This window comes from Pseudomonas sp. LTJR-52 (genome assembly GCF_003691465.1).
In the GTDB taxonomy this organism is placed as follows: Bacteria; Pseudomonadota; Gammaproteobacteria; order Pseudomonadales; family Pseudomonadaceae; genus Chryseomonas; species Chryseomonas luteola.
Genome location: NZ_CP033105.1, coordinates 2,103,293 through 2,127,282, shown reverse-complemented (window position 1 = coordinate 2,127,282; position 23,990 = coordinate 2,103,293). Strand labels below are relative to the sequence as shown.

General features: G+C 54.5%; 22 protein-coding genes and 3 tRNA genes. 9 read left to right on the top strand and 16 right to left on the bottom strand.

Annotated elements, in window-relative coordinates; all coding sequences use genetic code 11:
* Nucleotides 1-17 precede the first annotated feature (17 nt).
* From clpX to EAW52_RS09910, 6 genes are all read right to left on the bottom strand, one after another.
* Nucleotides 18-1,298: an ATP-dependent Clp protease ATP-binding subunit ClpX gene (gene clpX, locus EAW52_RS09935; protein WP_010794774.1), complete on the bottom strand. Its 1,281-nt coding sequence runs from the start codon at nt 1,296-1,298 to the stop codon at nt 18-20.
* 104 nt (nt 1,299-1,402) lie between these two features.
* Nucleotides 1,403-2,044 carry an ATP-dependent Clp endopeptidase proteolytic subunit ClpP gene (clpP, locus tag EAW52_RS09930; protein WP_010794775.1) on the bottom strand — a complete coding sequence of 214 codons (642 nt, stop codon included), beginning with the start codon at nt 2,042-2,044 and terminating at the stop codon, nt 1,403-1,405.
* 90 nt (nt 2,045-2,134) lie between these two features.
* Nucleotides 2,135-3,445: a trigger factor gene (tig, locus tag EAW52_RS09925; protein ID WP_122042281.1), complete on the bottom strand. Its 1,311-nt coding sequence runs from the start codon at nt 3,443-3,445 to the stop codon at nt 2,135-2,137.
* A 215-nt stretch (nt 3,446-3,660) separates the two neighbouring features.
* Nucleotides 3,661-3,745, bottom strand: a tRNA-Leu gene (locus EAW52_RS09920).
* A gap of 51 nt (nt 3,746-3,796) precedes the next feature.
* Nucleotides 3,797-3,872, bottom strand: a tRNA-His gene (locus EAW52_RS09915).
* Between the two features lie 30 nt (nt 3,873-3,902).
* Nucleotides 3,903-3,979, bottom strand: a tRNA-Arg gene (locus EAW52_RS09910).
* Between the two features lie 251 nt (nt 3,980-4,230).
* Between EAW52_RS09910 and folD the strand changes: the two genes are divergently transcribed.
* Entirely contained in the window at nt 4,231-5,088 is an 858-nt protein-coding gene (gene folD, locus EAW52_RS09905; RefSeq protein WP_122044764.1) for a bifunctional methylenetetrahydrofolate dehydrogenase/methenyltetrahydrofolate cyclohydrolase FolD, read from the top strand.
* Nucleotides 5,089-5,143: 55 nt separating this feature from the next.
* On the opposite strand, the gene cysS is transcribed toward folD, so the two are convergent.
* Together cysS and EAW52_RS09895 are read right to left on the bottom strand one after the other, a co-directional pair.
* Nucleotides 5,144-6,529, bottom strand: a complete 1,386-nt coding sequence (gene cysS, locus EAW52_RS09900) for a cysteine--tRNA ligase (RefSeq protein ID WP_122042280.1) — start codon at nt 6,527-6,529, stop codon at nt 5,144-5,146.
* A 2-nt stretch (nt 6,530-6,531) separates the two neighbouring features.
* The gene (locus tag EAW52_RS09895) at nt 6,532-8,199 is read right to left on the bottom strand and encodes a glutamine--tRNA ligase/YqeY domain fusion protein (protein ID WP_122042279.1); all 1,668 of its coding nucleotides are present in this window, start codon (nt 8,197-8,199) and stop codon (nt 6,532-6,534) included.
* A 119-nt stretch (nt 8,200-8,318) separates the two neighbouring features.
* On the opposite strand from EAW52_RS09895, the gene EAW52_RS09890 reads away from it, so the two are divergent.
* Both EAW52_RS09890 and lpxH read left to right on the top strand, forming a co-directional pair.
* Nucleotides 8,319-8,813, top strand: a complete 495-nt coding sequence (locus tag EAW52_RS09890) for a peptidylprolyl isomerase (RefSeq protein ID WP_010794780.1) — start codon at nt 8,319-8,321, stop codon at nt 8,811-8,813.
* The gene (gene lpxH / locus EAW52_RS09885; protein ID WP_122042278.1) at nt 8,810-9,532 is read left to right on the top strand and encodes a UDP-2,3-diacylglucosamine diphosphatase; all 723 of its coding nucleotides are present in this window, start codon (nt 8,810-8,812) and stop codon (nt 9,530-9,532) included. Before EAW52_RS09890 ends, lpxH begins: the two co-directional genes overlap by 4 nt.
* Nucleotides 9,533-9,553: 21 nt before the next feature.
* Here lpxH and EAW52_RS09880 read toward each other — a convergent pair whose 3' ends face one another.
* On the bottom strand, nt 9,554-10,162 hold the full coding sequence (locus tag EAW52_RS09880; RefSeq protein ID WP_122042277.1) for a tRNA-(ms[2]io[6]A)-hydroxylase: 609 nt from the start codon (nt 10,160-10,162) through the stop codon (nt 9,554-9,556).
* Between the two features lie 112 nt (nt 10,163-10,274).
* Nucleotides 10,275-10,751 carry a DUF1289 domain-containing protein gene (locus tag EAW52_RS09875; RefSeq protein ID WP_019365221.1) on the bottom strand — a complete coding sequence of 159 codons (477 nt, stop codon included), beginning with the start codon at nt 10,749-10,751 and terminating at the stop codon, nt 10,275-10,277.
* A gap of 394 nt (nt 10,752-11,145) precedes the next feature.
* Between EAW52_RS09875 and acnB the strand changes: the two genes are divergently transcribed.
* Nucleotides 11,146-13,749 carry a bifunctional aconitate hydratase 2/2-methylisocitrate dehydratase gene (gene acnB / locus EAW52_RS09870; RefSeq protein ID WP_122042276.1) on the top strand — a complete coding sequence of 868 codons (2,604 nt, stop codon included), beginning with the start codon at nt 11,146-11,148 and terminating at the stop codon, nt 13,747-13,749.
* A gap of 53 nt (nt 13,750-13,802) precedes the next feature.
* Here the strand turns inward: acnB and EAW52_RS09865 are convergent, their stop codons facing one another.
* Nucleotides 13,803-14,411 carry an START domain-containing protein gene (locus tag EAW52_RS09865; RefSeq protein WP_122042275.1) on the bottom strand — a complete coding sequence of 203 codons (609 nt, stop codon included), beginning with the start codon at nt 14,409-14,411 and terminating at the stop codon, nt 13,803-13,805.
* A gap of 52 nt (nt 14,412-14,463) precedes the next feature.
* Complete coding sequence (locus tag EAW52_RS09860; RefSeq protein WP_122042274.1) at nt 14,464-14,718, bottom strand: YkgJ family cysteine cluster protein; 255 nt, start codon at nt 14,716-14,718, stop codon at nt 14,464-14,466.
* 285 nt (nt 14,719-15,003) lie between these two features.
* On the opposite strand from EAW52_RS09860, the gene EAW52_RS09855 reads away from it, so the two are divergent.
* The 3 genes from EAW52_RS09855 to EAW52_RS25905 all read left to right on the top strand — a co-directional run bounded on the left by EAW52_RS09855 (nt 15,004) and on the right by EAW52_RS25905 (nt 16,180).
* Nucleotides 15,004-15,543 carry an exonuclease domain-containing protein gene (locus EAW52_RS09855; protein WP_122042273.1) on the top strand — a complete coding sequence of 180 codons (540 nt, stop codon included), beginning with the start codon at nt 15,004-15,006 and terminating at the stop codon, nt 15,541-15,543.
* A 70-nt stretch (nt 15,544-15,613) separates the two neighbouring features.
* Nucleotides 15,614-15,895: a pyrimidine/purine nucleoside phosphorylase gene (locus tag EAW52_RS09850; protein WP_010794788.1), complete on the top strand. Its 282-nt coding sequence runs from the start codon at nt 15,614-15,616 to the stop codon at nt 15,893-15,895.
* Nucleotides 15,896-16,012: 117 nt separating this feature from the next.
* Nucleotides 16,013-16,180 carry a PA1571 family protein gene (locus EAW52_RS25905; protein ID WP_019365224.1) on the top strand — a complete coding sequence of 56 codons (168 nt, stop codon included), beginning with the start codon at nt 16,013-16,015 and terminating at the stop codon, nt 16,178-16,180.
* Here the strand turns inward: EAW52_RS25905 and pdxB are convergent, their stop codons facing one another.
* On the bottom strand, nt 16,181-17,320 hold the full coding sequence (gene pdxB / locus EAW52_RS09845) for a 4-phosphoerythronate dehydrogenase PdxB (RefSeq protein ID WP_122042272.1): 1,140 nt from the start codon (nt 17,318-17,320) through the stop codon (nt 16,181-16,183).
* A 50-nt stretch (nt 17,321-17,370) separates the two neighbouring features.
* On the opposite strand from pdxB, the gene EAW52_RS09840 reads away from it, so the two are divergent.
* On the top strand, nt 17,371-18,813 hold the full coding sequence (locus tag EAW52_RS09840; RefSeq protein WP_256680775.1) for an MATE family efflux transporter: 1,443 nt from the start codon (nt 17,371-17,373) through the stop codon (nt 18,811-18,813).
* 1 nt (nt 18,814) lies between these two features.
* Here the strand turns inward: EAW52_RS09840 and tusA are convergent, their stop codons facing one another.
* Nucleotides 18,815-19,054 (bottom strand): sulfurtransferase TusA, encoded by a 240-nt coding sequence (gene tusA, locus EAW52_RS09835; RefSeq protein WP_019365227.1) that lies wholly within the window; start codon nt 19,052-19,054, stop codon nt 18,815-18,817.
* 86 nt (nt 19,055-19,140) lie between these two features.
* Complete coding sequence (rlmM, locus tag EAW52_RS09830) at nt 19,141-20,196, bottom strand: 23S rRNA (cytidine(2498)-2'-O)-methyltransferase RlmM (RefSeq protein ID WP_122042271.1); 1,056 nt, start codon at nt 20,194-20,196, stop codon at nt 19,141-19,143.
* Between the two features lie 341 nt (nt 20,197-20,537).
* Between rlmM and acnA the strand changes: the two genes are divergently transcribed.
* Nucleotides 20,538-23,276 carry an aconitate hydratase AcnA gene (gene acnA / locus EAW52_RS09825; protein WP_122042270.1) on the top strand — a complete coding sequence of 913 codons (2,739 nt, stop codon included), beginning with the start codon at nt 20,538-20,540 and terminating at the stop codon, nt 23,274-23,276.
* A gap of 39 nt (nt 23,277-23,315) precedes the next feature.
* Here acnA and EAW52_RS09820 read toward each other — a convergent pair whose 3' ends face one another.
* On the bottom strand, nt 23,316-23,972 hold the full coding sequence (locus EAW52_RS09820) for an alpha/beta fold hydrolase (RefSeq protein ID WP_122042269.1): 657 nt from the start codon (nt 23,970-23,972) through the stop codon (nt 23,316-23,318).
* Nucleotides 23,973-23,990: the final 18 nt, after the last annotated feature.

Here is a 23,990-nt window from a genome sequence, read left to right as displayed (position 1 = left end):
GCAGGGCCCCTTTTTACTTATGCATCCGGTGCCGCTTTGACCGGGTCGTTGTTTTCGTAAATCAACAGCGGCTGGGAAGTACCCTCAATGACGCTCTCATCGATGACGACTTTGCTGACCTCCTTCTGAGAAGGAATCTCATACATCGTATCGAGCAGAACGCCCTCTAGTATGGACCGTAGACCACGTGCGCCTGTTTTACGTTCCAATGCCTTGCGGGCCACTGCCTTCAGAGCGTCTGGACGGAACTCGAGATCCACCTCTTCCATTTCGAAGAGTTTGCCATACTGCTTGGTCAGCGCATTCTTGGGCTCTGTCAGAATCTGCATGAGCGCCGCTTCGTCAAGCTCATCTAGCGTTGCGATTACAGGCAAACGACCAACGAACTCTGGAATAAGACCAAACTTGACCAGATCTTCAGGCTCGGCATCACGAAGCGACTCACCGATCTTCTTGCCCAATTCCTGGCTACGGACTTCGGCATTGAAACCAATTCCGCCCGCCTTGGTAGAACGGCTCTGGATGACCTTTTCCAATCCGGCAAATGCACCGCCACAGATAAACAGGATATTACGCGTATCCACCTGCAGGAACTCCTGCTGAGGATGCTTGCGTCCGCCCTGGGGAGGTACTGAGGCTACTGTACCTTCAATCAGCTTGAGCAGAGCCTGCTGCACGCCCTCACCCGATACATCTCGAGTAATAGAGGGGTTATCAGACTTGCGCGAAATCTTGTCGATCTCATCGATATAGACGATGCCCATCTGGGCTTTTTCAACATCGTAATCGCACTTCTGCAAAAGCTTCTGAATAATATTTTCAACGTCCTCACCCACGTAACCTGCTTCGGTTAACGTAGTGGCGTCCGCAATGGTAAACGGTACGTTCAACAGACGTGCCAGCGTTTCAGCCAGCAAAGTCTTACCGGAACCTGTCGGCCCGATAAGCAGAATATTACTCTTGCCCAACTCAACGTCATCTTTCTTCTCACGCTGGTTGAGACGCTTGTAGTGGTTGTATACCGCTACAGCCAATACTTTCTTGGCACGCTCCTGACCAATCACGTACTGATCAAGAATCGTACTGATTTCTTTAGGTGCTGGAAGTTTATGTGCACTGTTTTCGGCCTGGGCTTCCTGTACTTCCTCACGGATGATGTCATTGCACAGGTCGACACATTCATCGCAAATAAAGACTGAGGGACCGGCAATCAACTTACGCACTTCATGCTGGCTCTTGCCGCAGAAAGAGCAATACAACAGCTTGCCGTTGTCGTCACCGTTGCGAGTATCTGTCATTCGATCAATCCAATCGGGTTACTTACAGGAACAAGATGAAGGCAAATCTATGCATTTTCAAGCCTGCCACTCAGTAATCATGACTTAGTGGCAGGCTTGCCGGCTCAAGCGGGAATATTGCGCTTTTCCAACACCTTGTCGATCAAGCCGTATTTCACAGCCTCATCACCGCTCATGAAGTTATCGCGATCGGTATCACGGGCGATAACATCCATGGGTTGACCCGTATGATGGGCCAACACTTTGTTTAGACGCTCACGGATCGTCAAAATTTCACGCGCGTGAATTTCGATGTCCGATGCCTGACCCTGAAAGCCACCCAAGGGCTGGTGGATCATCATACGAGAGTGAGGCAGACAGTAGCGTTTGCCGGCAGTACCACCTGCCAGTAGCAAGGCACCCATACTGCACGCCTGGCCTACGCAGATTGTCGAGACATCGGGCTTAATGAACTGCATGGTGTCATAGATAGACATACCAGCTGTCACCGAACCACCAGGTGAGTTGATGTAGAGGTGAATATCCTTGTCAGGGTTCTCCGCTTCCAGAAACAGAAGCTGAGCGACCACCAGGTTGGCCATATAGTCTTCGACCTGGCCTACCAGGAAAATCACCCGCTCCTTGAGCAGACGCGAGTAGATATCATACGCGCGCTCGCCACGAGCAGATTGTTCGACCACCATGGGCACCAGGCCGCCAGCGGCTTGAACTTCGGGCATTGTTTGCATGAACGAATTGCGGGACATGTCCTGCGATCACTCCCTATCAGGATGGTCTTGCCTTAAGACGCATAAGCCAGCACGAGGCTGGCTTATGTGATTCGAGGCGGGTAAAGATCAGGCTGCTTGCGGGGCCTCGGCCGGTTTGACCGCGTCCTCGTAGGAAACCTGCTTATCGGTCACTTTAGCCTTTTCAAGAACAGTATCTACGACTTGTTCTTCGAGTACAACCGAACGCACTTCGTTCAATTGCTGCTCGTTCTGGTAGTACCAGGCAACGACCTGCTCAGGCTCCTGGTAGGCAGAGGCCATTTCCTCGATCAGTGCACGTACACGCTCGTCGTCAGGCTTGAGCTCGAACTGCTTAACCATTTCGGCAATGATCAGACCCAGAACAACACGGCGCTTAGCCTGCTCGGTAAACAGCTCAGCCGGCAGTTGATCGGGCTTGATGTTGCCACCGAACTGCTGAACAGCCTGAACACGCAGACGATCAACTTCGCTGTTGATCAGCGCGGCTGGAACTTCGATCGGGTTAGCAGCAATAAGGCTATCCATAACTTGGTTCTTGACCTTGTTCTTGATCGCCTGACGCAGCTCACGGTCCATGTTCTTGCGAACTTCAGCACGGAAGCCTTCCAGAGTAGACTCTTGAACGCCGAACTGAGCAAAGAACTCCTCGTTCATTTCAGGTAGCTGCGGGGCAGAAACCTTGGTTACCTTCACAGTGAACTCGGCAGTCTTACCAGCCAGATCCAGGTTCTGATAATCCTCCGGGAAGGTCAGATTAAGCACACGCTCTTCGCCCGCCTTTGCACCCGCCAGGCCTTCCTCGAAGCCCGGAATCATGCGGCCGGAGCCCAGCACCAGCTGAGTACCGTTTGCAGAGCCGCCCTGGAAGGCTTCACCGTCGATCTTGCCTACGAAATCGATAGTGACCTGATCATCGCTGGCCGCTTCGCGGTCGACTTCCTCATAACGAGTGTTCTGCTTACGCAAAATCTCAAGCATGTTATCCAGATCGCTATCAGCGACTTCGGACTGCAGACGCTCAACCTGAATGTCTTCCAGGCCTTTCACTTCAAACTCAGGGAATACTTCGAATGTGGCGACGTATTCAAGGTCTTTGCCTTTTTCGTAAGCCTTGGGCTCAACAGAAGGCGCACCTGCCGGGTTCAGTTTTTCCTGAACGATGGCTTCGTAGAATGTTTCTTGAATCAGATCACCAAAGGCTTCCTGACGAGCGCTGGCTTCGTAGCGCTGACGAATAACACTCATCGGCACCTTACCAGGACGGAAACCAGGCACTTTCACGCGGCGAGCAGTTTGCTGCAGACGCTTGGCGACTTCGGTCTCGATACGCTCGGCCGGCACGCCTACGGTCATTCGGCGCTCAAGAGCGGAGGTGCTTTCAACAGAAACTTGCATGGATAATCCTCATGGCACAGACATAGGCCGGCCGTTCCGGCCCCCAGAAACAGGGCAAGCATTCTAGAGGTAGAGGATACGGAAGTCATCCTGCATAAAGCAGGTAATGGTCACCAAGCATGAAAAAAGCCTGCAACCCCTCTCGCTCATACCCGAAACATGCCAGCCATTTTCAAGGCAAAAAAAAACCGACATCGCTGTCGGCTTTTTCACTATGGTGCGGACGGAGAGACTCGAACTCTCACACCTTGCGGCGCTGGAACCTAAATCCAGTGTGTCTACCAATTCCACCACATCCGCGTAACACTTAAAACGAGCATCAGGCATTATTAATGCCTGATGCTCTCAATATGGGGTGGACGATGGGAATCGAACCCACGACACCAGGAGCCACAATCCTGTGCTCTACCAACTGAGCTACGCCCACCATATTGCATTGCTTGCGCCGAACCGCCAATGGCGCGCCCGGCAGGACTCGAACCTGCGACCATCCGCTTAGAAGGCGGATGCTCTATCCAGCTGAGCTACGGGCGCTTTATTGCGCAGCAACCGTTGCTTACGAAACAGCCTCCTAAGAAGCTGAGCCGGTTCGCATCGCCTTCTCATTTCGTTTCAGGCTGTGCTCGGCAAGCGGGGCGTATATTACGAATGACTCGACCACTCGTCAACAATTTTTTTAAAAAAATTAAGAAGATAGGTTCACTACCCTCTCACCAAGGCTTCTTCCTTTAGTGCGTACATGCGAAAATAAGCATCCTTCTTCCATTAGCAAGACCTATCTGCATATGACTGCTCAACTGATCGACGGTAAAGCGATCGCCGCTTCTCTCCGCCAAGAAATTGCCCAACGCGTTGCCCAGCGGCGTCAACACGGGTTACGCGCCCCTGGCCTGGCAGTCATTCTGGTAGGTGACGACCCAGCTTCCACGGTATACGTTACTCACAAAAGAAAGGACTGCGAGGAAGTAGGCTTTGTATCCAGGGCGTACGACCTTCCGAGCACTACCACACAGCAGGAGTTGGAAGCGCTGATTGACTCACTGAACGCAGATGCTGCAGTTGACGGCATCCTGCTTCAGCTTCCCCTGCCCGCTCACCTTGATGCTTCCAATCTGCTTGAGCGCATCAGTCCCGACAAGGATGTTGATGGTTTCCATCCGTTCAATATAGGTCGACTCGCTCAACGCATTCCCCTGCTCCGCCCCTGTACGCCCAAGGGCATTATGCGTCTGCTGGAAAGTATAGGGGCAGACCTGTACGGCATGAATGCAGTGGTGGTAGGCGCCTCCAACATTGTCGGTCGCCCCATGGCGCTGGAGCTACTCTTGGGCGGCTGTACAGTAACAGTTACTCATCGTTTCACCCGTGATCTGGCCGCCCATGTCAGCCAGGCCGACCTGGTGGTGGTGGCGGCAGGCAAACCAGGCTTGGTGAAGGGCGAGTGGGTCAAGGAAGGCGCCATTGTCATTGACGTAGGTATCAACCGCCAGGCAGATGGAAAACTGGTTGGCGATGTCGAATATGAAACAGCTCTGGAACGCGCCAGCTGGATCACGCCTGTTCCTGGCGGTGTTGGCCCCATGACGCGTGCCTGCCTGCTGGAGAACACGCTCTATGCAGCTGAACAGCTGCATGCCGATTAAAAATATCTCCCCATAAAAAAGGCCGCTAATGCGGCCTTTTTTATATCAGGTGAACTCAGTTGGCCAAACGCCACGTCGTTCCACCTTTACTATCCTCAAGCACGACACCCATCGCTGTCAGCTCATCGCGAATACGATCCGACTCCGCCCAGTTCTTTGCTGCTCGCGCATCCAGACGCGCTTGAATCAGGCGATCTACGGCCGCTTCGTCAACCTTGCCCTCCGCACCTGCGCGTAGATACTCATCCGGCTCCAGCTGTAGAACACCCAGCACTTCAGCCATCTGCTTGAGTCGAGAGGCAAGGCCAGCGGCAGCTTGAATATCCTGGTCTCGCAGACGATTGACCTCACGGACCATTTCAAACAGGACCGCGCAGGCCTCTGGCGTGTTGAAGTCGTCATCCATTGCGGCCGCGAAACGCTCCACATAGGGCTCACCGCCAGCAGGCGATGCCTGCGGTAGACCTTTCAAGGCGTGATAGAAGCGATCCAACGCGCCGCGTGCTTCACGGAGGTTTTCTTCAGAATAATTGATCGGGCTGCGGTAATGACTGGAAACCAGCAGATAACGAACGACTTCCGGGTGGTATTTCTCCAGCACTTCGCGAATAGTGAAGAAGTTGCCCAGGGATTTGGACATCTTTTCGCCATCTACCCGCACAGCCCCCGCATGCATCCAAGATGACGCATATGTTTTCCCCGTAGCAGCCTCACTCTGAGCGATTTCGTTCTCGTGGTGGGGAAAAACCAGGTCAGGGCCACCGCCGTGAATATCAAACGTATCACCTAGGCAGCACGTAGACATGACCGAGCATTCAATATGCCAACCGGGACGACCCGTCCCCCATGGTGACTCCCAGCTGGGCTCACCCGGCTTGGCGGCCTTCCACAAGACAAAGTCCAGAGGATCTTCCTTGGACTCATCCACCTCAATACGGGCCCCAATGCGGAGATCTTCAATCTTTTTGCGTGACAGTTTGCCGTATCCCGCAAAACGTCCTACTCGATAATACACATCTCCGTTTCCAGGCGCATAGGCATAACCTTTGTCTATCAAGGTCTGGATCATAGTGAACATGCCAGGAATGTGATCAGTCGCACAGGGCTCAACGTCTGGACGCTGAACACCCAGCCGGGTTTCATCCTGATGCATCGCTTCGATCATACGTCCAGTCAGGTCTTTGAACGTTTCGCCATTTTCCTGCGCACGGCGAATGATCTTGTCGTCAATGTCTGTAATGTTTCGTACGTAGGTCAGGTTGTAACCTGACTTGCGCAGCCATCGAGCCACGACGTCAAATGCCACCATCACACGTGCATGACCAATATGACAGAAGTCATAGACTGTCATACCGCACACGTACATACGGACATTATTGTCCTCGAGCGGCTTGAATGCTTCCTTGGTCTTGGTGAGCGTGTTGTAGATCGCAAGTGGCATTATTACCCCCAGGAGTCGCGTAAGGTGACGGTACGATTGAAGACCGGAGCACCCGGCTTTGAGTCTTTCAGATCGACACAGAAGTAACCTTCACGCTCGAACTGAAAACGGTCCTCTGGCTGGGCCTGTGCAAGCGATGGCTCAGCACGGCACCCAGTCAGCACCTGCAGCGATTCCGGATTGATATTATCCAGGAAGGTCTGCCCCTCTTCCGCCTTCTCAGGCTGCGGCGAACGGAACAGACGATCGTACAGGCGAACCTCACACTCAACACTGCCCTCGGCAGGCACCCAGTGAATGACACCCTTTACCTTGCGGCCTTCAGGGTTCTTCCCGAGGGTTTCAGGATCATACGAGCAACGCAGTTCGACGATATTGCCCGCCTCATCCTTGATAACCTCATCGGCGCGAACAACATAACTTCCCCGTAGACGAACTTCGCCATTTGGCTCAAGGCGCTTGTACCCCTTGGGCGGATCGATCATGAAGTCATCGCGGTCGATGTAGAGCTCACGTGTAAACGGTAGCGTACGCATCCCCATGTCTTCCTTCGGGTGACGTGGCAGCTCCAACTGCTCCACTTTGCCCTCAGGATAATTGGTGATGACAACCTTGAGCGGCCGCAGTACGCACATGGCCCGAGGCGCATTTCGGTCCAGATCTTCCCGGATGCTGAACTCAAGCATGGCGATATCGACTACACCATTGGAGCGAGCAACGCCTACCATCTCGCAGAAATTACGAATGGAGGCTGGTGTATAACCGCGACGGCGATAACCAGACAGCGTGGACATGCGCGGATCATCCCAGCCGCTTACATGCCGCTCATCAACCAGCTGCTTCAGCTTACGCTTACTGGTTACGGTGTAGTTCAAATTCAGGCGGGCGAACTCGTACTGACGCGGTTGCGCCGGCACAGGCAGATTTGCCAGGAACCACTCGTACAGCGGACGATGATCCTCGAATTCGAGTGTGCAAATAGAGTGAGTGATTCCCTCGATTGCATCCGACTGGCCATGTGTGAAGTCATAGCTCGGGTAGATGCACCACTTGTCACCTGTCTGGTGATGATGGGCGTGGCGGATACGATACAAAATCGGATCGCGCAAATTCATGTTTGGCGAGGCCATGTCGATTTTGGCACGTAGCGCCTTTTCACCATCCTTGAACTCACCCGCCTTCATGCGTGCAAAGAGATCCAGGTTTTCTTCAACGGAGCGGTCACGGAAAGGACTGTTCTTGCCCGGCTCGGTCAATGTGCCACGATACTCACGCGCCTGCTCGGGCGTAAGATCATCAACATAGGCTTTACCCGTATTGATCAGGTGTATCGCCCAGTCATAGAGCTGATCGAAATAATTAGAGGCATAGCGCTCCTCACCTGCCCACTTGAAGCCCAGCCACTCGACATCACTTTTGATAGCATCGATGTACTCCTGATCTTCCTTGGCTGGGTTCGTATCGTCAAAGCGCAGATTGCACTCGCCGCCAAACTCTTGAGCCAGCCCGAAGTTCAGGCAAATCGACTTGGCGTGGCCAATGTGGAGATAACCGTTAGGCTCTGGCGGAAAGCGTGTCACAATCTTTGTGTGCTTGCCGGCATCCAGATCAGCCTGGACGATCTGACGAAGAAAATTCGCTGGAGTAGCGGGAGTTTCTGGCTTGCTCATGGGGTCCTTAATAATGTGTTGTTCGGCTTAAGGGTAGGCCGACTAAATCAAAGTCCGTATCATAGCCGAACCCGTCAAGACCCTGACAAACTTCCTATCTGACCACGGACATAAATTCCATGATCAAATTGCATACAAACCACGGCGTCATCACTCTTGAACTGTTTGAAGATAAGGCTCCTGAAACAGCAGCCAACTTCAAAGAGTATGTAAAGAGCGGTCACTATGATGGCACTATCTTTCATCGCGTGATCAATGGCTTCATGGTCCAGGGCGGCGGTTTTGAGCCTGGCATGAAGCAAAAGTCCACCCGTGCACCGATCAAGAACGAAGCGAACAACGGTGTTTCCAACCGCAATGGCACGGTCGCCATGGCACGTACCATGGACCCGCACTCAGCGTCCGCACAGTTCTTCATCAACGTGTCAGATAATACCTTCCTGGACCACACCGCCCCGACTACACAAGGCTGGGGTTATGCTGTATTCGGTCAGGTTGTTGAAGGCATGGATGTCGTCAATGCCATCAAGGGTGTTGCTACTACATCTCGCGCCGGCCATCAGGATGTACCGGCTGAGGATGTGATTATCGAGCGTGCCGAGATCGTTGAGTGATACTACTGATCTCTGATCTGCATCTCGAACCTGAACGCCCGGATATTTCCCGGGCGTTTTTGCGTTTTCTTGAGACAGAAGCTGTTCACGCCGATGCCTTGTATATTCTAGGCGACTTTTTTGAGGTATGGATCGGCGATGACGCCATGGATGAGTTTCAAAAAGGCATCGCACGAGCCCTAAAGGCCTTATCTCAAGGCGGCACACGTATTTTTCTGATACATGGCAATCGCGATTTCTTGATCGGAAAGGATTTTTGCCGACTGGCAGGATGTACCCTACTGGCCGACCCGACCGTTATCGAAGCCGAAGGCAAGCGCCTTCTGCTGATGCATGGCGACAGTCTGTGCACACGGGACGAAGCCTACATGCGATTACGCCGCTGGCTTCGCAATCCGGTTTCATTGTGGATCCTGCGCCATCTTCCTTTAAAGAAGCGTCGCGAGCTGGCCAGGAAATTACGCAACGAGAGCAAGATGCAGACCCGGCAAAAAGCCATGGATATTGTAGACGTCACACCTGAAGAGGTTGAGGGCGTCATGCGGCGCACCCGCACTCAGACCCTGATTCACGGGCACACACATCGTCCTGCCACACATGAATTCATGCTTGATGGCAGTGCTGCAACGCGAATTGTGTTGGGTGACTGGGACCGTTACGGCTGGGTCCTGAAGATTTCCCGTGACCAGCTAGAGCAGGAACGCTTCGAGCTGGCGTGATAGCTCGAAGCGTAATGGCTATTACGCTGCGCGCGGCACACCGCTATGAAAGCGCATCTCCGTATCCGCCGAGGCAATAAGCTCGGCTTCTAGCGCTCTGATCTCCTGAATCTTGGCGGTCACATCCTGCTCGTCACCATATAGATAGGCCAGCTTCAGGTAATCCTGATAATGACGTGCTTCCGACTTGAGCAGTCCGCTGTAAAACTTGCTCAATTCTTCATCCAGATGCAGAGCAATTGCAGAGAAGCGCTCGCATGAACGGCACTCGATAAAGGCTCCTACGACAAGCGAGTCCGTTAGTCGGTACGGCTCATGATTACGGCACAGCTTACGCATGGCACCGGCATAGCGGGCCGACGTTACGTTTTCATGCGCAATGCCACGCTTCTTCATGATTTGGAGCACCTGCTCGAAATGCCGCAACTCTTCACGGGCAATCCTTGACATCTTGTTTACTAGATCCAACTTATTGCTGTAGGTAAACAGGTAATGAAACGCAGCGCCCGCTGCTTTCTTTTCATTATTGGCATGATCGATCAAAAGGGTAGGAAGATCCTGCAAAGCAGCTTCCACCCAAGCTTCCGGCGTTTTACAGGCCAGGAATTCGTCCATTTCGGGCAACAACATAACGCAAATCCTTTAATCAACAGGCGGCTAACCATCTGTTCCAGAATCAAGGGAAGCACATCCGCCTGAAGCGATTGCACTGGAATATGAGGTGATTATACGGTGCGCGGTGTCAGACTCGAACGTCCATTCCTTCAAGCAGGAAACGTGGCGCAATGTAACGTTCATAGTGAGCTTCGGAGAGGATGAAAAACTCTTGGTCGATGGCATCACGCAGTTCCATCAGCGGGCGCTCCCTGAATTCAGGAAAAATATGTATGCCATAAGCATCGACCTGCTGAATATGGCGCGCGCCGCGTGAAATCAGCTGATAGGCCCAGCAATATTCGGACTGCTCAGGAATGAAGCGAATCTTCCGTTGCTGTAGCTGTTCCTTCAGGCGTAGCGGATCAAACACCTCGAGCTTTGCAGAAACCACCTGGGTCAGGAGCACCTCGAGACGGGCCCAGACAGCTCGCTTTTCTTCATCGTTATACGCATTCCAGTTCACGATCTCGTGATGAAATCGCTTGCAGCCCCGGCAAACCTGGTCGCCGAATACCGTTGAGCAAAGTCCGACGCAGGGCGTCTTTATGCGCTGGTTGGACATAGTCGTTCCGATCAAGCAAAAGCCTATTTTAGCCTTTCGTCTAACTAAGGTCAGCGTCGTTTAGTCGCATGTTCAGCTTAACTTTAGCGAAACCTTGGAGTAGAATCCGTACGCCCTAAGGGGCGCCATGTCCGATACGAAGCTGTTTTCAAAGCGTCACGAACACAATTATCCGGCAGGTTCCCGGTCAGGGTGCAGCGTACTCATCACACGTCTGCATTCTGGCCCACGTGTAATACCGCTGGCGTAAAACTTTGAAAACAGCTTCGCACCGGAGCCTGAATGACGTCACATTGGCTCCTGCCTCTTGCTAGCGATTGCTATTTCGTCATTCGGGCTCATGGGATCGCCAGATCCCGGACGTCATTACTGGACCACTGATGAGGGTCATATTGTGCTTGAAGCCTATCGTAAACACGTAGAAGAGCGTGCCGCGCAGGGTATCGTTGCCCAGCCGCTTAACGCCGAACAGACTGCAGGTTTGGTCGAACTTCTGAAAAACCCGCCGGCCGGCGAAGAAGAATTTCTCGTTGACCTGATCACCAATCGCGTACCGCCGGGCGTTGACGAAGCCGCCTATGTCAAGGCTGGCTTCCTTTCTGCTGTCGCCAAAGGCGAAACCAGCTCCCCGCTGATCTCCAAGCAGCGCGCGGTCGAGCTTCTGGGAACCATGCAGGGTGGCTATAACATCGCCACGCTGGTCGAGCTGCTGGATGACGCCGAGCTTGGCACCATAGCCGCCGGACAACTCAAGCATACGCTTCTGATGTTCGATGCCTTCCATGATGTCGCCGAAAAAGCCAAGGCAGGAAATGCCAACGCTCAGTCCGTTCTGCAATCCTGGGCAGACGGTGAATGGTTCAAGGCTCGCCCGGCTGTTCCGGAAAAGATCACCCTGACCGTTTTCAAGGTACCCGGCGAAACCAACACTGACGATCTCTCCCCTGCGCCTGACGCTTGGTCGCGTCCTGACATCCCGCTGCATGCCCTGGCCATGCTGAAGATGGCCCGTGATGGTATCGTACCGGAGCAGCAAGGCAGCATCGGCCCGCTGAAGCAGATCGAAGAAGTTCGCGCCAAAGGCTTCCCGGTTGCCTATGTGGGTGACGTGGTAGGCACGGGTTCTTCCCGCAAATCCGCTACCAACTCGGTACTGTGGTTCTTCGGTGACGACATCCCCTACGTTCCAAACAAACGCGCTGGCGGCTTCTGCTTTGGTAGCAAGATTGCTCCGATCTTCTATAACACCATGGAAGATGCGGGCGCTCTGCCAATCGAGTTCGACGTTTCCGCGCTGGAAATGGGCGACGTGATCGACGTCTACCCCTATGCAGGCAAAGTGACCCGTCACGGTAGCGACGACGTGGTTGCCACGTTTGAGCTGAAAACGCCGGTTCTGCTGGATGAGGTTCGTGCAGGTGGTCGTATTCCGCTGATCGTGGGCCGTGGCTTGACTGAAAAAGCTCGCGCCGAACTGGGCCTGGAACACTCCGACCTGTTCAAGAAGCCTGAGCAGCCTGTTGATACCGGCAAGGGTTATACCCTGGCTCAGAAGATGGTTGGCAAGGCCTGTGGCGTGGTCGGCGTTCGTCCGGGCACCTACTGCGAGCCGAAGATGACTACTGTCGGCTCCCAGGACACTACCGGCCCGATGACTCGCGACGAGCTGAAAGACCTGGCATGCCTGGGCTTTTCCGCTGACCTCGTGATGCAGTCCTTCTGCCATACAGCCGCCTATCCCAAGCCGATCGACGTCAAGACTCACCACACCCTGCCAGATTTCATCCGTACCCGTGGCGGTGTTTCTCTGCGTCCGGGCGATGGCATCATCCACAGCTGGCTGAACCGCATGCTGCTGCCGGATACCGTTGGCACTGGCGGCGACTCGCACACCCGCTTCCCAATTGGCATCTCCTTCCCGGCAGGTTCCGGCCTGGTAGCGTTCGCCGCTGCAACAGGCGTTATGCCGCTGGATATGCCCGAATCGGTACTGGTTCGCTTCAAAGGCAAGATGCAGCCGGGAATCACGCTACGTGATCTCGTGCATGCCATCCCCTACTATGCGATCCAGAAAGGTCTGCTGACCGTCGAGAAGAAAGGCAAGAAGAACATCTTCTCTGGCCGCATCCTCGAGATCGAAGGCCTGCCGGATCTGACCGTCGAGCAAGCCTTCGAGCTGTCCGATGCCTCGGCCGAGCGTTCCGCTGCTGGCTGCACCATCAAGCTTTCGAAGGAATCCATTGCCGAGTATCTGCGGTCCAACATCACGCTGCTGCGCTGGATGATCAGCGAAGGTTACGGCGATGCCCGTACCCTAGAGCGCCGTGCTCAGGCGATGGAAGCCTGGCTGGCCAATCCAGAGCTGATGGAAGCTGATGCCGATGCCGAGTACACCGAAGTCATCGAAATCGATCTGGCTGAAGTGACCGAGCCGATTCTGTGCGCGCCAAACGACCCGGACGATGCTCGCCTGTTGTCTCAAGTGGCTGGCGACAAGATCGATGAAGTCTTCATCGGCTCCTGCATGACCAACATCGGCCACTTCCGCGCGGCTGGCAAGCTGCTCGACAAGGTCAAGGGCGCCATTCCGACCCGCCTGTGGCTGTCCCCGCCAACCAAGATGGACCAGCATCAGCTGACCGAGGAAGGCTATTACGGCATCTATGGCAAGGCTGGCGCTCGCATGGAGATGCCAGGCTGCTCACTGTGCATGGGTAACCAAGCACGTGTGGCCTCCAACTCGACTGTAGTCTCGACATCGACTCGTAACTTCCCGAACCGTCTGGGCGATGGTGCCAATGTGTACCTGGCCTCTGCGGAGCTGGCGGCCGTTGCCTCCATCCTGGGTAAGCTCCCGTCGACAGAAGAGTACATGCAGTACGCCAAGGACATCGACAGCATGGCGTCGGATGTCTACCGTTACCTAAGCTTCGATCAAATTGCCGAGTTCCGCGAAAGCGCAGCCAAGGCTAAGATCGATGCGGTTGAGATCGCTTGATCTGATCGGTAGATAAAAAACGCCCCGGCTAAACCGGGGCGTTTTTATTTGGGTTAACGGCTCTCCGCCGCGTTACGAAGACCTTGCAAGGTGTTGAACGGCGCATCAACGACAAAACTGTTAGCTAACCAGGACGGTATGCTTCCGCCCGGTTCGCTTTGGGCTTCGTACGTCACCTCCACAGATCCTGTCGCCTTTGGCAGCACCTGCCATTTACCGTCGAAACTGCTGACTCGCACATAGCCGTCTGCAGGAGGTGTGTAAGTGGGCTCCCCTTTTAAATGACGAACGAAACCTCCATTGCCGGCTTGCTCCGTTGTGACATGCAGCACCACATCACGCGCCGTGACCGGCCAGGGCATTTCAATGCGCATATAGGTCCAGGTGTCCTGCCCCTGCTGCTTAAGCACCTTGAGCTGCTGGCAACGATAGAGCCACTTGCAAGAGCTGGCGGTATCCTCCTGAAGCTGCTCGATATGCTCAGGAGTAGCCTTGATCGTAACAACACCACGGTAGGCCTTGTATTTAGACCCCTCCACGCTACGGGTGTAGACCTTTATCCCATCTTCATCCTTTGCCAGTTTCCATTCCTCGGCGTAGGCGCCAGAACACAACGTCGCGAACAGAGCCGTTAAAACAGTTGTTTTAAAAAAAGTACGCATTGAAACTTCCCTTTCTTGTTATGAGCATAAAGCGTGTATGAGCGGGGCTGAATCAGGCGGCAGTCACATCTTCCAGATACGCTATCAGCATAAGTGCCTCGTCACGGCTTTCACCACAGACAAAAGGCTCTGCCGAAAATGCGCTGCACACCGGCGGTCGTTCCGGCTTTCCGAACAACTCACATAAATCGGTTTCGCTTAGATGTGCACATCGCACACCTGCAGGCTTGCCCTGTGGCATCGCAGGCAATGGCGTGGAAATAGAAGGCGCAATGCAACATGCACCACAGCCGGCACGGCATTCCATAACGTATAGACCTGAGTAGTAGATACAAAAAGCATAAGGGGGATTAGCCCCAACGCCAAGCGCCACTCAAACGTTTGTCCAAGCGGCTGATACCTGGCGTCCAACTTAATAGTCGGCACCGGCATGGATTCAGTCACACCCTTCGTCAGAAGAGCCTCAAAATGTGAGTAGCTCTGTGTTTAAGCCTGAAACTTGCCTATCTTGATACAGGTCTCTGCCTGTGGGCGCCGGTCCGTTACTAGGATGCCTTGTCCTCTTACTTACAAGAAGCTCTTTGGAGGCACGATGAAGCGTTGGCTGGTCATCGATCTGGAAGCGACCACTGATGAAGGCGGATGGCCTGTCGAGGAGATGGAGATCATCGAGATCGGCGCCGTGTTGATCGATAGCACCGGACAAGAGCTTGATCACTTCCAGAGCTATGTAAGACCCCTGCATCGGCCTCTGCTGACCGCGTTCTGCAAATCGCTTACGCACATCACCCAAGACGATGTAGACAGCGCAGCGCCTTTATATGCGGTCTGGCAACACTTTGAGCAATGGCTGAGCAGCCATGAAGCGCATTTGGCGGGCTGGTGCAGCTGGGGTGACTATGATCGCCGTCAGCTACAGCGTGATTGGCGTGAGCACAGAATCAGCACACTCCTGGCACGCACTCCCCACATGAATCTCAAGCAGCGCTTTGCGAAGTCCAGGCAACTGCCCCGCCCTGTCAGCCTGGGCTCGGCCCTGAGCCTTGCCGGATACTGCTTTCATGGTCAGCCGCACAGGGCCTTGGAGGACGCGCGTAACACGGCAAGGCTACTGCCTATAACCGTGCACTAATGGCTTAGTGGCGGCAGCGTAAAGGTTTCGGCATACTGGCTTGACGTTTAAAACAATCCTAAGGAAAGCCATGTTCAAGGTTAACGAATATTTTGACGGCACCGTTAAATCCATCGCCTTCAATCTGAGCAGTAAGCCAGCCACCATTGGTGTCATGGCGCCAGGTGAATACGAATTCGGAACGAGCCAATTGGAAATCATGAACGTGGTAGCAGGTGCCCTGACGGTCAAACTACCTGGCAGTGATGCTTGGGAAACTTTTGAGGCAGGCCAGAAATTCACCGTTCCGGCCAACAGCAAATTCCAGCTCAAAGTCAGCGTAGAAACGGCTTATCTTTGCGAATACCACTGACAGGCCAGGTGCATAGCGAACGCTATGCACCCTTGCAGCACTTTTGGACGCTCTAGGTTGTCATATCTTCTTAACCTGTCTTGGCTAGGTTGGACTCATATGGCAAAGGAGACTGAAATGACCGTTCAGAACACTTCTCAGCACACAACCTCCGATCATGCTCAACGCCTGGGTGGCGCCCTCATCGATGAAAAGGGTCGCGAGATCCCGATTACCGAGGCCATGATTCAAAAGGCATGTCGTGAGCCAGACGACTCTCTCAAGACGCCTACACACCCTGAGTAATTACAGACATGTAGCGCCTAGTGCCTCTACGATTCGGGAAGTTGCCGGGCTTGCATCGGTATAAACGCGAAGTCCGGTAATTTCCCGACGTTGGGGATAATGCTTTCTAAGCAGATCAAACCCGTTACGCCGCGTTTGAGTATCACCTTTGAGTGATAATCGAAAAGCGGCGTCATCATTGCGCGGATCATAAACGGCCCGACACAAAAGTCTCAGTGCCTGTTCAGGCGTAGCGCTGGCCGAAAGCTCGATCTTCGATAGCCACTGTTCAGGTAGAAAGTCCTCCAAGGCTTTTTCTGGCCGCTGTTCCTGCCAGGCGCAAAAGGCAGCGTAAATCATTGCAGTACCGCGCCACTTGCCCTCAAGACTATGGCCAGCAATATGAGGTGTCGCCAAGCGGCATCGCTTGGCCAGCTCGACATCGACCTCAGGCTCACTCTCCCAGACATCCAGAACAACTTCCAGATCGGCACCTTCGACCAGACATTTACGAAGCGCCTGATTGTCGATAACTTCCCCACGGCACGCATTGATGAGCCATGTTCCGGCCTTTAATTCAGCCAGGCGCTCAGCATCAAAAAGGTGATACGTCGCGTCAGGCCCGGAACGTACCAGCGGTGCGTGCAGAGAAATGACATCACATTTCTCCATCACGGTTTCAAGCGAGACAAAATCATCTGGCGCGGAGAGCGCACGTGGTGGATCACACACAAGAACATTCAAGTTCAACCCTTTCAGCACCTCCACCAGACGGCCACCAACCTGTCCGGCGCCTACAATCCCATAGGTGCGCTCACTCAGCGAGACTCCGCGGGCGTCGCTCAAGGCAAGAAGCGCACCCAGAACGTAATCGACAACGCCGCGTGCATTGCACCCCGGCGCACTGCTCCAGGCAATGCCAACCGATTCCAGATAATCAATGTCCAGATGGTCCGTACCGATGGTGCACGTCCCCACGAAACGGACCGGTGAACCTTCCAGCAATGCCCGAGTTACCGGTGTTATGGACCTTACGATGAGAACATCAGCCTCGCCCACGGCAGCCCTGTCCATGGCGCGGCCTGGCATTCGCCTGATCGATCCAAAGGCACCAAAAAATTCATCCAGAAGGGGGATATTTTCATCTGCGAGGATGCGCATCTTGAACTCCAATCAGCGAGACATACATTTTATCAGGCCCAAGACGTGTGATGGATTTCTCGGCATCCGAAAAGCGTCGTACACTGACCAACTTTCCCTCACCTGATAATCTCGTGGACACAAGACCTACCCGGCGGCAGCGGATCCGTCATGAGCTAACGGCCCTGCTCGCACTGGCAGCGCCTATTATCATTGCGCAGTTGTCGCACTCTGCCATGGGGTTCGTCGATGCCGTCATGGCTGGGCGTGTCGGTCCGTTGGACCTGGCAGCCGTTGCGCTAGGCAATTCCGTCTGGGTGCCGGTCTTTCTTCTGATGACCGGAACGCTGCTGGCCACTACGCCAAACGTGGCGCAGCATCATGGCGCCAGGCAACCGGAGAAGATTGGTCCCCTTGTTCGACAGGCGCTCTGGTTGGCCGTGGCCATCGGATTGATAGCCAGCGCTCTTTTATGCTCAGCGAAGCCTTTACTGATTGCCATGCATGTCAGTCCGGATCTGATTCAGCCAACCATGACCTATCTGCATGGCATCGCCATGGGTATCCCCGCGGTTGCACTGTATTACGTGCTGCGCTGCTTCAGCGACGGGCTTGGACGCACCCGGCCCAGCATGATCATTGGTCTGGTTGGTCTGACCCTTAACGTTCCGCTAAATGATCTGTTCATCCATGGTCGCCTTGGCTTGCCAGCGATGGGCGGTCCAGGTTGCGGATTTGCCAGTGGTGTGGCGATGTGGTTGATGTTCCTGGGCATGTTCGCATGGGTGCGACGCGCCAAGATCTACCAAGCATGCGGTATCTTCAGCCGCTTCGACGCTCCCCAATGGCCAGTGATTCGTCGCCTGCTCTCTGTGGGTGCGCCTATTGGAATCGCGGTATTTGCAGAGTCCAGCATCTTCTCGGTCATTGCCCTGTTGATCGGTGAGCTAGGCGCAACGGTGGTAGCAGGCCATCAGATCGCCCTCAACTTTGCCTCACTTACCTTCATGATCCCCTTGTCGATCGGCATGGCCATCACTGTACGGGTTGGACAGTCCCTGGGACGCGGCGAGCCTCGGCAAGCGCGGTTTTCGGCAGGCACGGGAGTGGCCGTTGGCCTATCCTGGGCCTGTATTTCTGCCAGTATCATGCTGCTTTTCCGCGCACCGATCGCAACGCTTTATACACAGGACCCGGCTGTGGTGAGCTTGGCGGCGTCGCTGATTGTATTTGCCGCTCTCTTCCAGTTTTCAGATGCGGTACAGGTGACAGCGGCCGGGGGACTCAGGGGGTATCAGGATACACGGGCCACAATGGTGATCACGCTGCTCGCCTATTGGGGCATCGGTCTGCCTGTAGGTTATGTACTAGGCCTGACCGATTGGGTTGGGCAGGCCCGCGGACCGGCGGGCCTTTGGCAAGGTCTGGTGGTGGGGCTTACCTGTGCAGCGGTATTGCTTGCCATACGCCTTGCACGTAGCGCACGCCGCAGGATAAGAAATGCAGCCCACTAGGTTATTCGACTTTCTTGCGTATCCAATAAAGGTACTTGCCGCCCTCTTCCTCCTTCTGCACCAGCTCATGTCCTAGAAACATGCAGAATTTGGGGATGTCCCGCTGCGTAGAGGGATCAGTTGCAATGACCTTGAGCAGGCTACCACCTGCCAGGTCTCGCACCTTGTTATGCAGCATCATGACAGGTTCAGGGCAATTCAGCCCGCTGGCGTCAAGTGTCGCGTCAACGGTAAGAGTCATGCTTTTCTCCATTCGGTAGCAGCCGTGCCTTTGACATAGGCACTGGCTGCATCAGTACGTTTCGAACCGTAAATGTTCTACTTTGGTTATTTCAAGCGACGGAGGTGACAGGTGACCTCTTCGCGATCGTGGTAGAGCTGTTTGCAAGCGATCGCAACCGACATTCCTTTGCTATCGAAATAGCTTCTCAATCGATCTAGAATGAGCCTGACTTCAGCATAGCGCTGCTTCATTGGCAGCTTCAGATTTACGACTGCCTCCTTGCACCAGCGCTCGCCGATCCAGCTTTCCATGAGCGCGGCCGTGCGAGCCGGCTTCTCAACGATATCGCATACCATCCAGTCGACCTCCTTACGTGGACGAAAGGCATAGCCATCGACCTGCAGGTGCTCGATAAGGCCTGACTCCATCAGGGATTCTGCCATCGGCCCGTTATCCACGGCGGTCACGAGCATATCCCGATTGATCAGTTGCCATGTCCAGCCTCCAGGTGCTGCCCCCAGGTCTACGGCGTGCATACCCGAGGCAAGGCGCTCATCCCACTGCGCACGAGGAATAAACTGATGCCAGGCCTCTTCCAGTTTAAGCGTAGAGCGGCTGGGCGCTTCACGGGGAAACTTGAGTCGGGGTATACCCATCGGCCAAAACGCAGCGTTACGTGGCTCGGCCACGCCAATGAACACATCCGTTCCTGTTCGAAAGGTCAATTGCAGCCGTGGCAAGGTAGGGTCTTCCTTCAGACGGCCCGCCTTGGTCAGTGCGGCCCTCAGGGGCTTTTCGAATTTCTTGCAGAATGTCGACAGCGCTTTGCCGTCATTGGTATCCAACACCTCGAACCACAGGCTCCCGCAGACCGGATAGCTCTGTAGCTCCTGCAGGATGGCCCCTACACGGTCCTGCTCAGGTAACGTGACAAAGCCTTCGCCTCGCGCCCATTGGCGTGGAAAGATCAGGTCGGCAAAGCGCAGGCGCTTCATGAGGCGATCCGCACCCTCTGCCTCACTGCAAATGAACTCGGCAAAGGCGCTGGCTGGCTTGCCCCGCGCGTAGCCTGAAATTTCCAGCTGTGCAGCCAGATCGCTAAGCTCGGCACACACCTCGCCTTCAAAACCAGGTCGGCAATGTAACAACAACGTATTCATCAAAACTCCAGCCCTGTAATGCGCCTTGCAATAAGCCGCGCACTATACCCGAGCCAGGCGGATTGAGCGGAACAGGGAACGTAAAAGCCGTCAATCGGTCCAGTATTGGAGAACAAGCGCAAGACGACGCTTGGTCGACAGGCTGGCGCCGGATGTCCGCCGCTGTTGATACCGATCAGGCCCATTGATGCTCGGCCCAGAATCTTCGTGCCGAGAGGCAGTGTTGGCAGGCTTTTCGGTATTTCCTCGGAGTGGGCCTGAGCCGGGATTAGCGAAGGTCACGTCGTCTTGCACAAGGCCGAACCGTCGTGCCGTCCCAAGCCGAGAGGAGATTCATCGTCATGCCTGCACTGGATAGTCTGAAATGTCGTCGTACCCTAGAGGTCGATGGCCGTACGTATCACTACTATAGCCTTCCCGAAGCCGCCAAGAGTCTGGGTGATATTGCGCGCTTGCCTGTATCGCTAAAGGTCCTGCTCGAGAACCTGCTGCGCTGGGAAGACAATAAAACCGTTTACCGTGAAGACCTGCAGGCACTGGTTGACTGGCTCAAGGAACGCACCTCTGATCGCGAGATTCAATACCGTCCGGCGCGCGTTCTGATGCAGGACTTTACCGGGGTACCCGCAGTCGTGGACTTGGCAGCCATGCGTGATGCCATGGCCAAAGCAGGAGGCGATCCTGAAAAAATCAATCCCCTCTCTCCTGTCGATCTGGTGATTGACCACTCGGTAATGGTCGACCGTTACGCCTCCGAACACGCCTATGAGGAAAACGTAGCCATTGAAATGCAGCGCAACGGTGAACGTTACGAATTCTTGCGCTGGGGTCAACAAGCTTTCGACAACTTCAGCGTAGTGCCACCGGGCACCGGCATCTGTCACCAGGTAAACCTTGAATACCTGGGCCGTACAGTTTGGACTCGCGAAGAAAACGGCGAGACTTACGCTTTCCCGGATACCCTGGTAGGCACCGACTCGCATACGACGATGATCAACGGCCTGGGTGTACTAGGCTGGGGCGTAGGCGGCATTGAAGCTGAGGCCGCCATGCTGGGCCAGCCGGTATCCATGCTCATACCTGAGGTCATCGGCTTCAAGCTGACAGGCAAGCTGCGCGAAGGCATTACCGCTACTGACCTGGTGTTGACCGTAACCCAGATGCTACGCAAGAAAGGCGTAGTGGGTAAGTTCGTTGAGTTCTATGGAGACGGCTTGGCTGATCTGCCACTGGCGGACCGCGCTACCATCGGCAATATGGCTCCGGAATACGGCGCCACTTGCGGCTTCTTCCCAGTTGACCAGGTCACTGTGGACTTTCTGCGCTTCTCGGGCCGCCCCGAAGAAACAGTCAAGCTGGTTGAGGCCTACGCCAAAGCTCAGGGTATGTGGCGTGAGGCCGGTGACGAACCAAGCTTCACCGACACCCTGCATCTGGACTTGGGCGATGTCGAATCCAGCCTGGCAGGCCCCAAGCGTCCGCAGGATCGCGTTTCGCTATCCAAGGTCAGCGAAGCATTCGATCAATTCATGAATCTGCAACTCAAGCCTACTGCGCCTAAGGGTAATGGACATCCCGTTACACCCGGTGGGCTGGACGACTCGGTTAAAGGCGAACCCAAGGCGGACGGCATTGAGTATGAGCTTGATGGCCAGAAATACCGCTTACAAAACGGCGCAGTTGTAATTGCCGCCATTACCTCCTGTACCAACACCTCCAACCCCAGCGTCATGATGGCTGCCGGTCTACTGGCGAAAAAAGCCGTTGAAAAAGGGCTGGAGCGCAAACCCTGGGTCAAGAGTTCATTGGCGCCTGGCTCCAAGGTCGTAACCGAATACTATAAGGCTGCTGGCCTTATGACCTCACTAGACAAGTTGGGCTTTAACCTTGTGGGATACGGTTGCACCACCTGCATCGGCAATTCCGGGCCGCTGCTCGAACCGATTGAAAAAGCGATTCAGGAAGGCGATCTGACCGTGGCATCAGTGCTCTCGGGCAATCGCAACTTCGAAGGCCGCGTACATCCCTTTGTCAAAACGAACTGGCTGGCTTCACCACCACTGGTAGTCGCTTATGCCTTAGCAGGCAGCGTCAAGGTTGATCTGTCTAAAGATCCTTTGGGTACAGACAAGAACGGCCAGCCGGTATATCTGAAGGATATCTGGCCCACCCAACAGGAAGTGGCTGACGCCATCGAGAAAGTCAACTCGGCGATGTTCCGCAAGGAATACGCAGCGGTCTTCGAGGGCGATGAGAACTGGAAGGCTATTCAGGTTCCAGCTTCCAAAACTTATACCTGGAGAAACGATTCGACCTATATCCAGAATCCTCCCTTCTTCGAGAACATTGGCGGCAACCCGCCTCGTGTATCAGATATTCATGATGCGCGAATTCTCGCTTTACTGGGCGATTCAGTCACAACAGACCATATCTCACCGGCCGGTAACATCAAAAAGGATAGCCCGGCGGGCCGCTACCTTACCGAACATGGTGTTGCCTATGAGGACTTCAACTCGTACGGCTCCCGCCGTGGCAACCATGAAGTCATGATGCGCGGCACTTTTGCCAACATTCGTATCCGTAACGAAATGCTGGGTGGCGAGGAAGGTGGCAATACGCTGCATGTTCCAACCGGCGAGAAAATGGCCATCTATGACGCTGCCATGCGGTATCAGATAGATAGCACTCCACTGGTCATTATTGCAGGCAAGGAATATGGCACAGGCTCATCCCGTGACTGGGCAGCCAAGGGAACCAACCTGCTCGGTGTCAAAGCAGTTATTACCGAAAGCTTCGAGCGTATCCACCGCTCCAACCTGGTAGGCATGGGCGTCCTTCCGCTTCAGTTCCAGAACGGAGTGGATCGCAAGTCGCTAGGTCTAACCGGTAAGGAGAAAATCAGCATTTTCGGACTGGATGGCGTCGAACTGCGGCCACGTATGCCACTGACCATGGAAATCACTCGTGAAGATGGCAGCATGGAAACGGTAGAGCTTCTCTGCCGAATCGATACCCTCAACGAAGTGGAATACTTCAAGGCGGGTGGCATTCTGCACTACGTATTGCGCAGCCTGATGTAAGCGCTCCCATAAAAAAGCCCGCCGCAGTGCGGGCTTTTTTTATGCACGATGGGCGGCCAAAAAGCGCACTATCGATAACGCACTCTTCTCAATGCTTTGTGAATGACTCAAGCCTGAGCGTTTGAGTGGCTTAAGGTCATGGTTGGCTGTCAGTACCCACTCGATTCGGACCTGGTCAGACAGTGTGTAATGCTCAACCGTCTCCCGATCTCCCAGAGCATCACGCTCGCCCTGGATGATCAACGTAGGCGTTTGCAGATCAACGAGATGGTCGACCCGCGGCTTTTCCGGGCGGCTTGCCGCATAGAATGGGTACCCCAGGCATACCAATGCGCTGACCCGCTCCTTATCAGCGACCAGGCTGGCCATTCGGCCTCCCATTGATTTGCCGCCGATGGCAAGTGGTCCTGGGGTTGTTTGCCTGACCAGATCAATGACCTGCTTCCAGGTAGCAAGCAACTGCGCCTTAGGAGATGGAGGCCTTTTCTTTCCTGAGATTCGTCGCTCAGCCATATAAGGAAATTCAAACCGTACTACTTCGATACGCTGGGCTACCAGCGCCTCGGTCATTTGATCCATGAACGGACTGTCCATGGGAGCCCCTGCTCCATGCGCCAGAACAAGCGTGGCCATCTTTTGATCACACCTGCTCCAAAGAAGCGAAACTTCCTTCTGATTGACGTGGTTGTCTTGCACGAATCCTCCTAATGAATC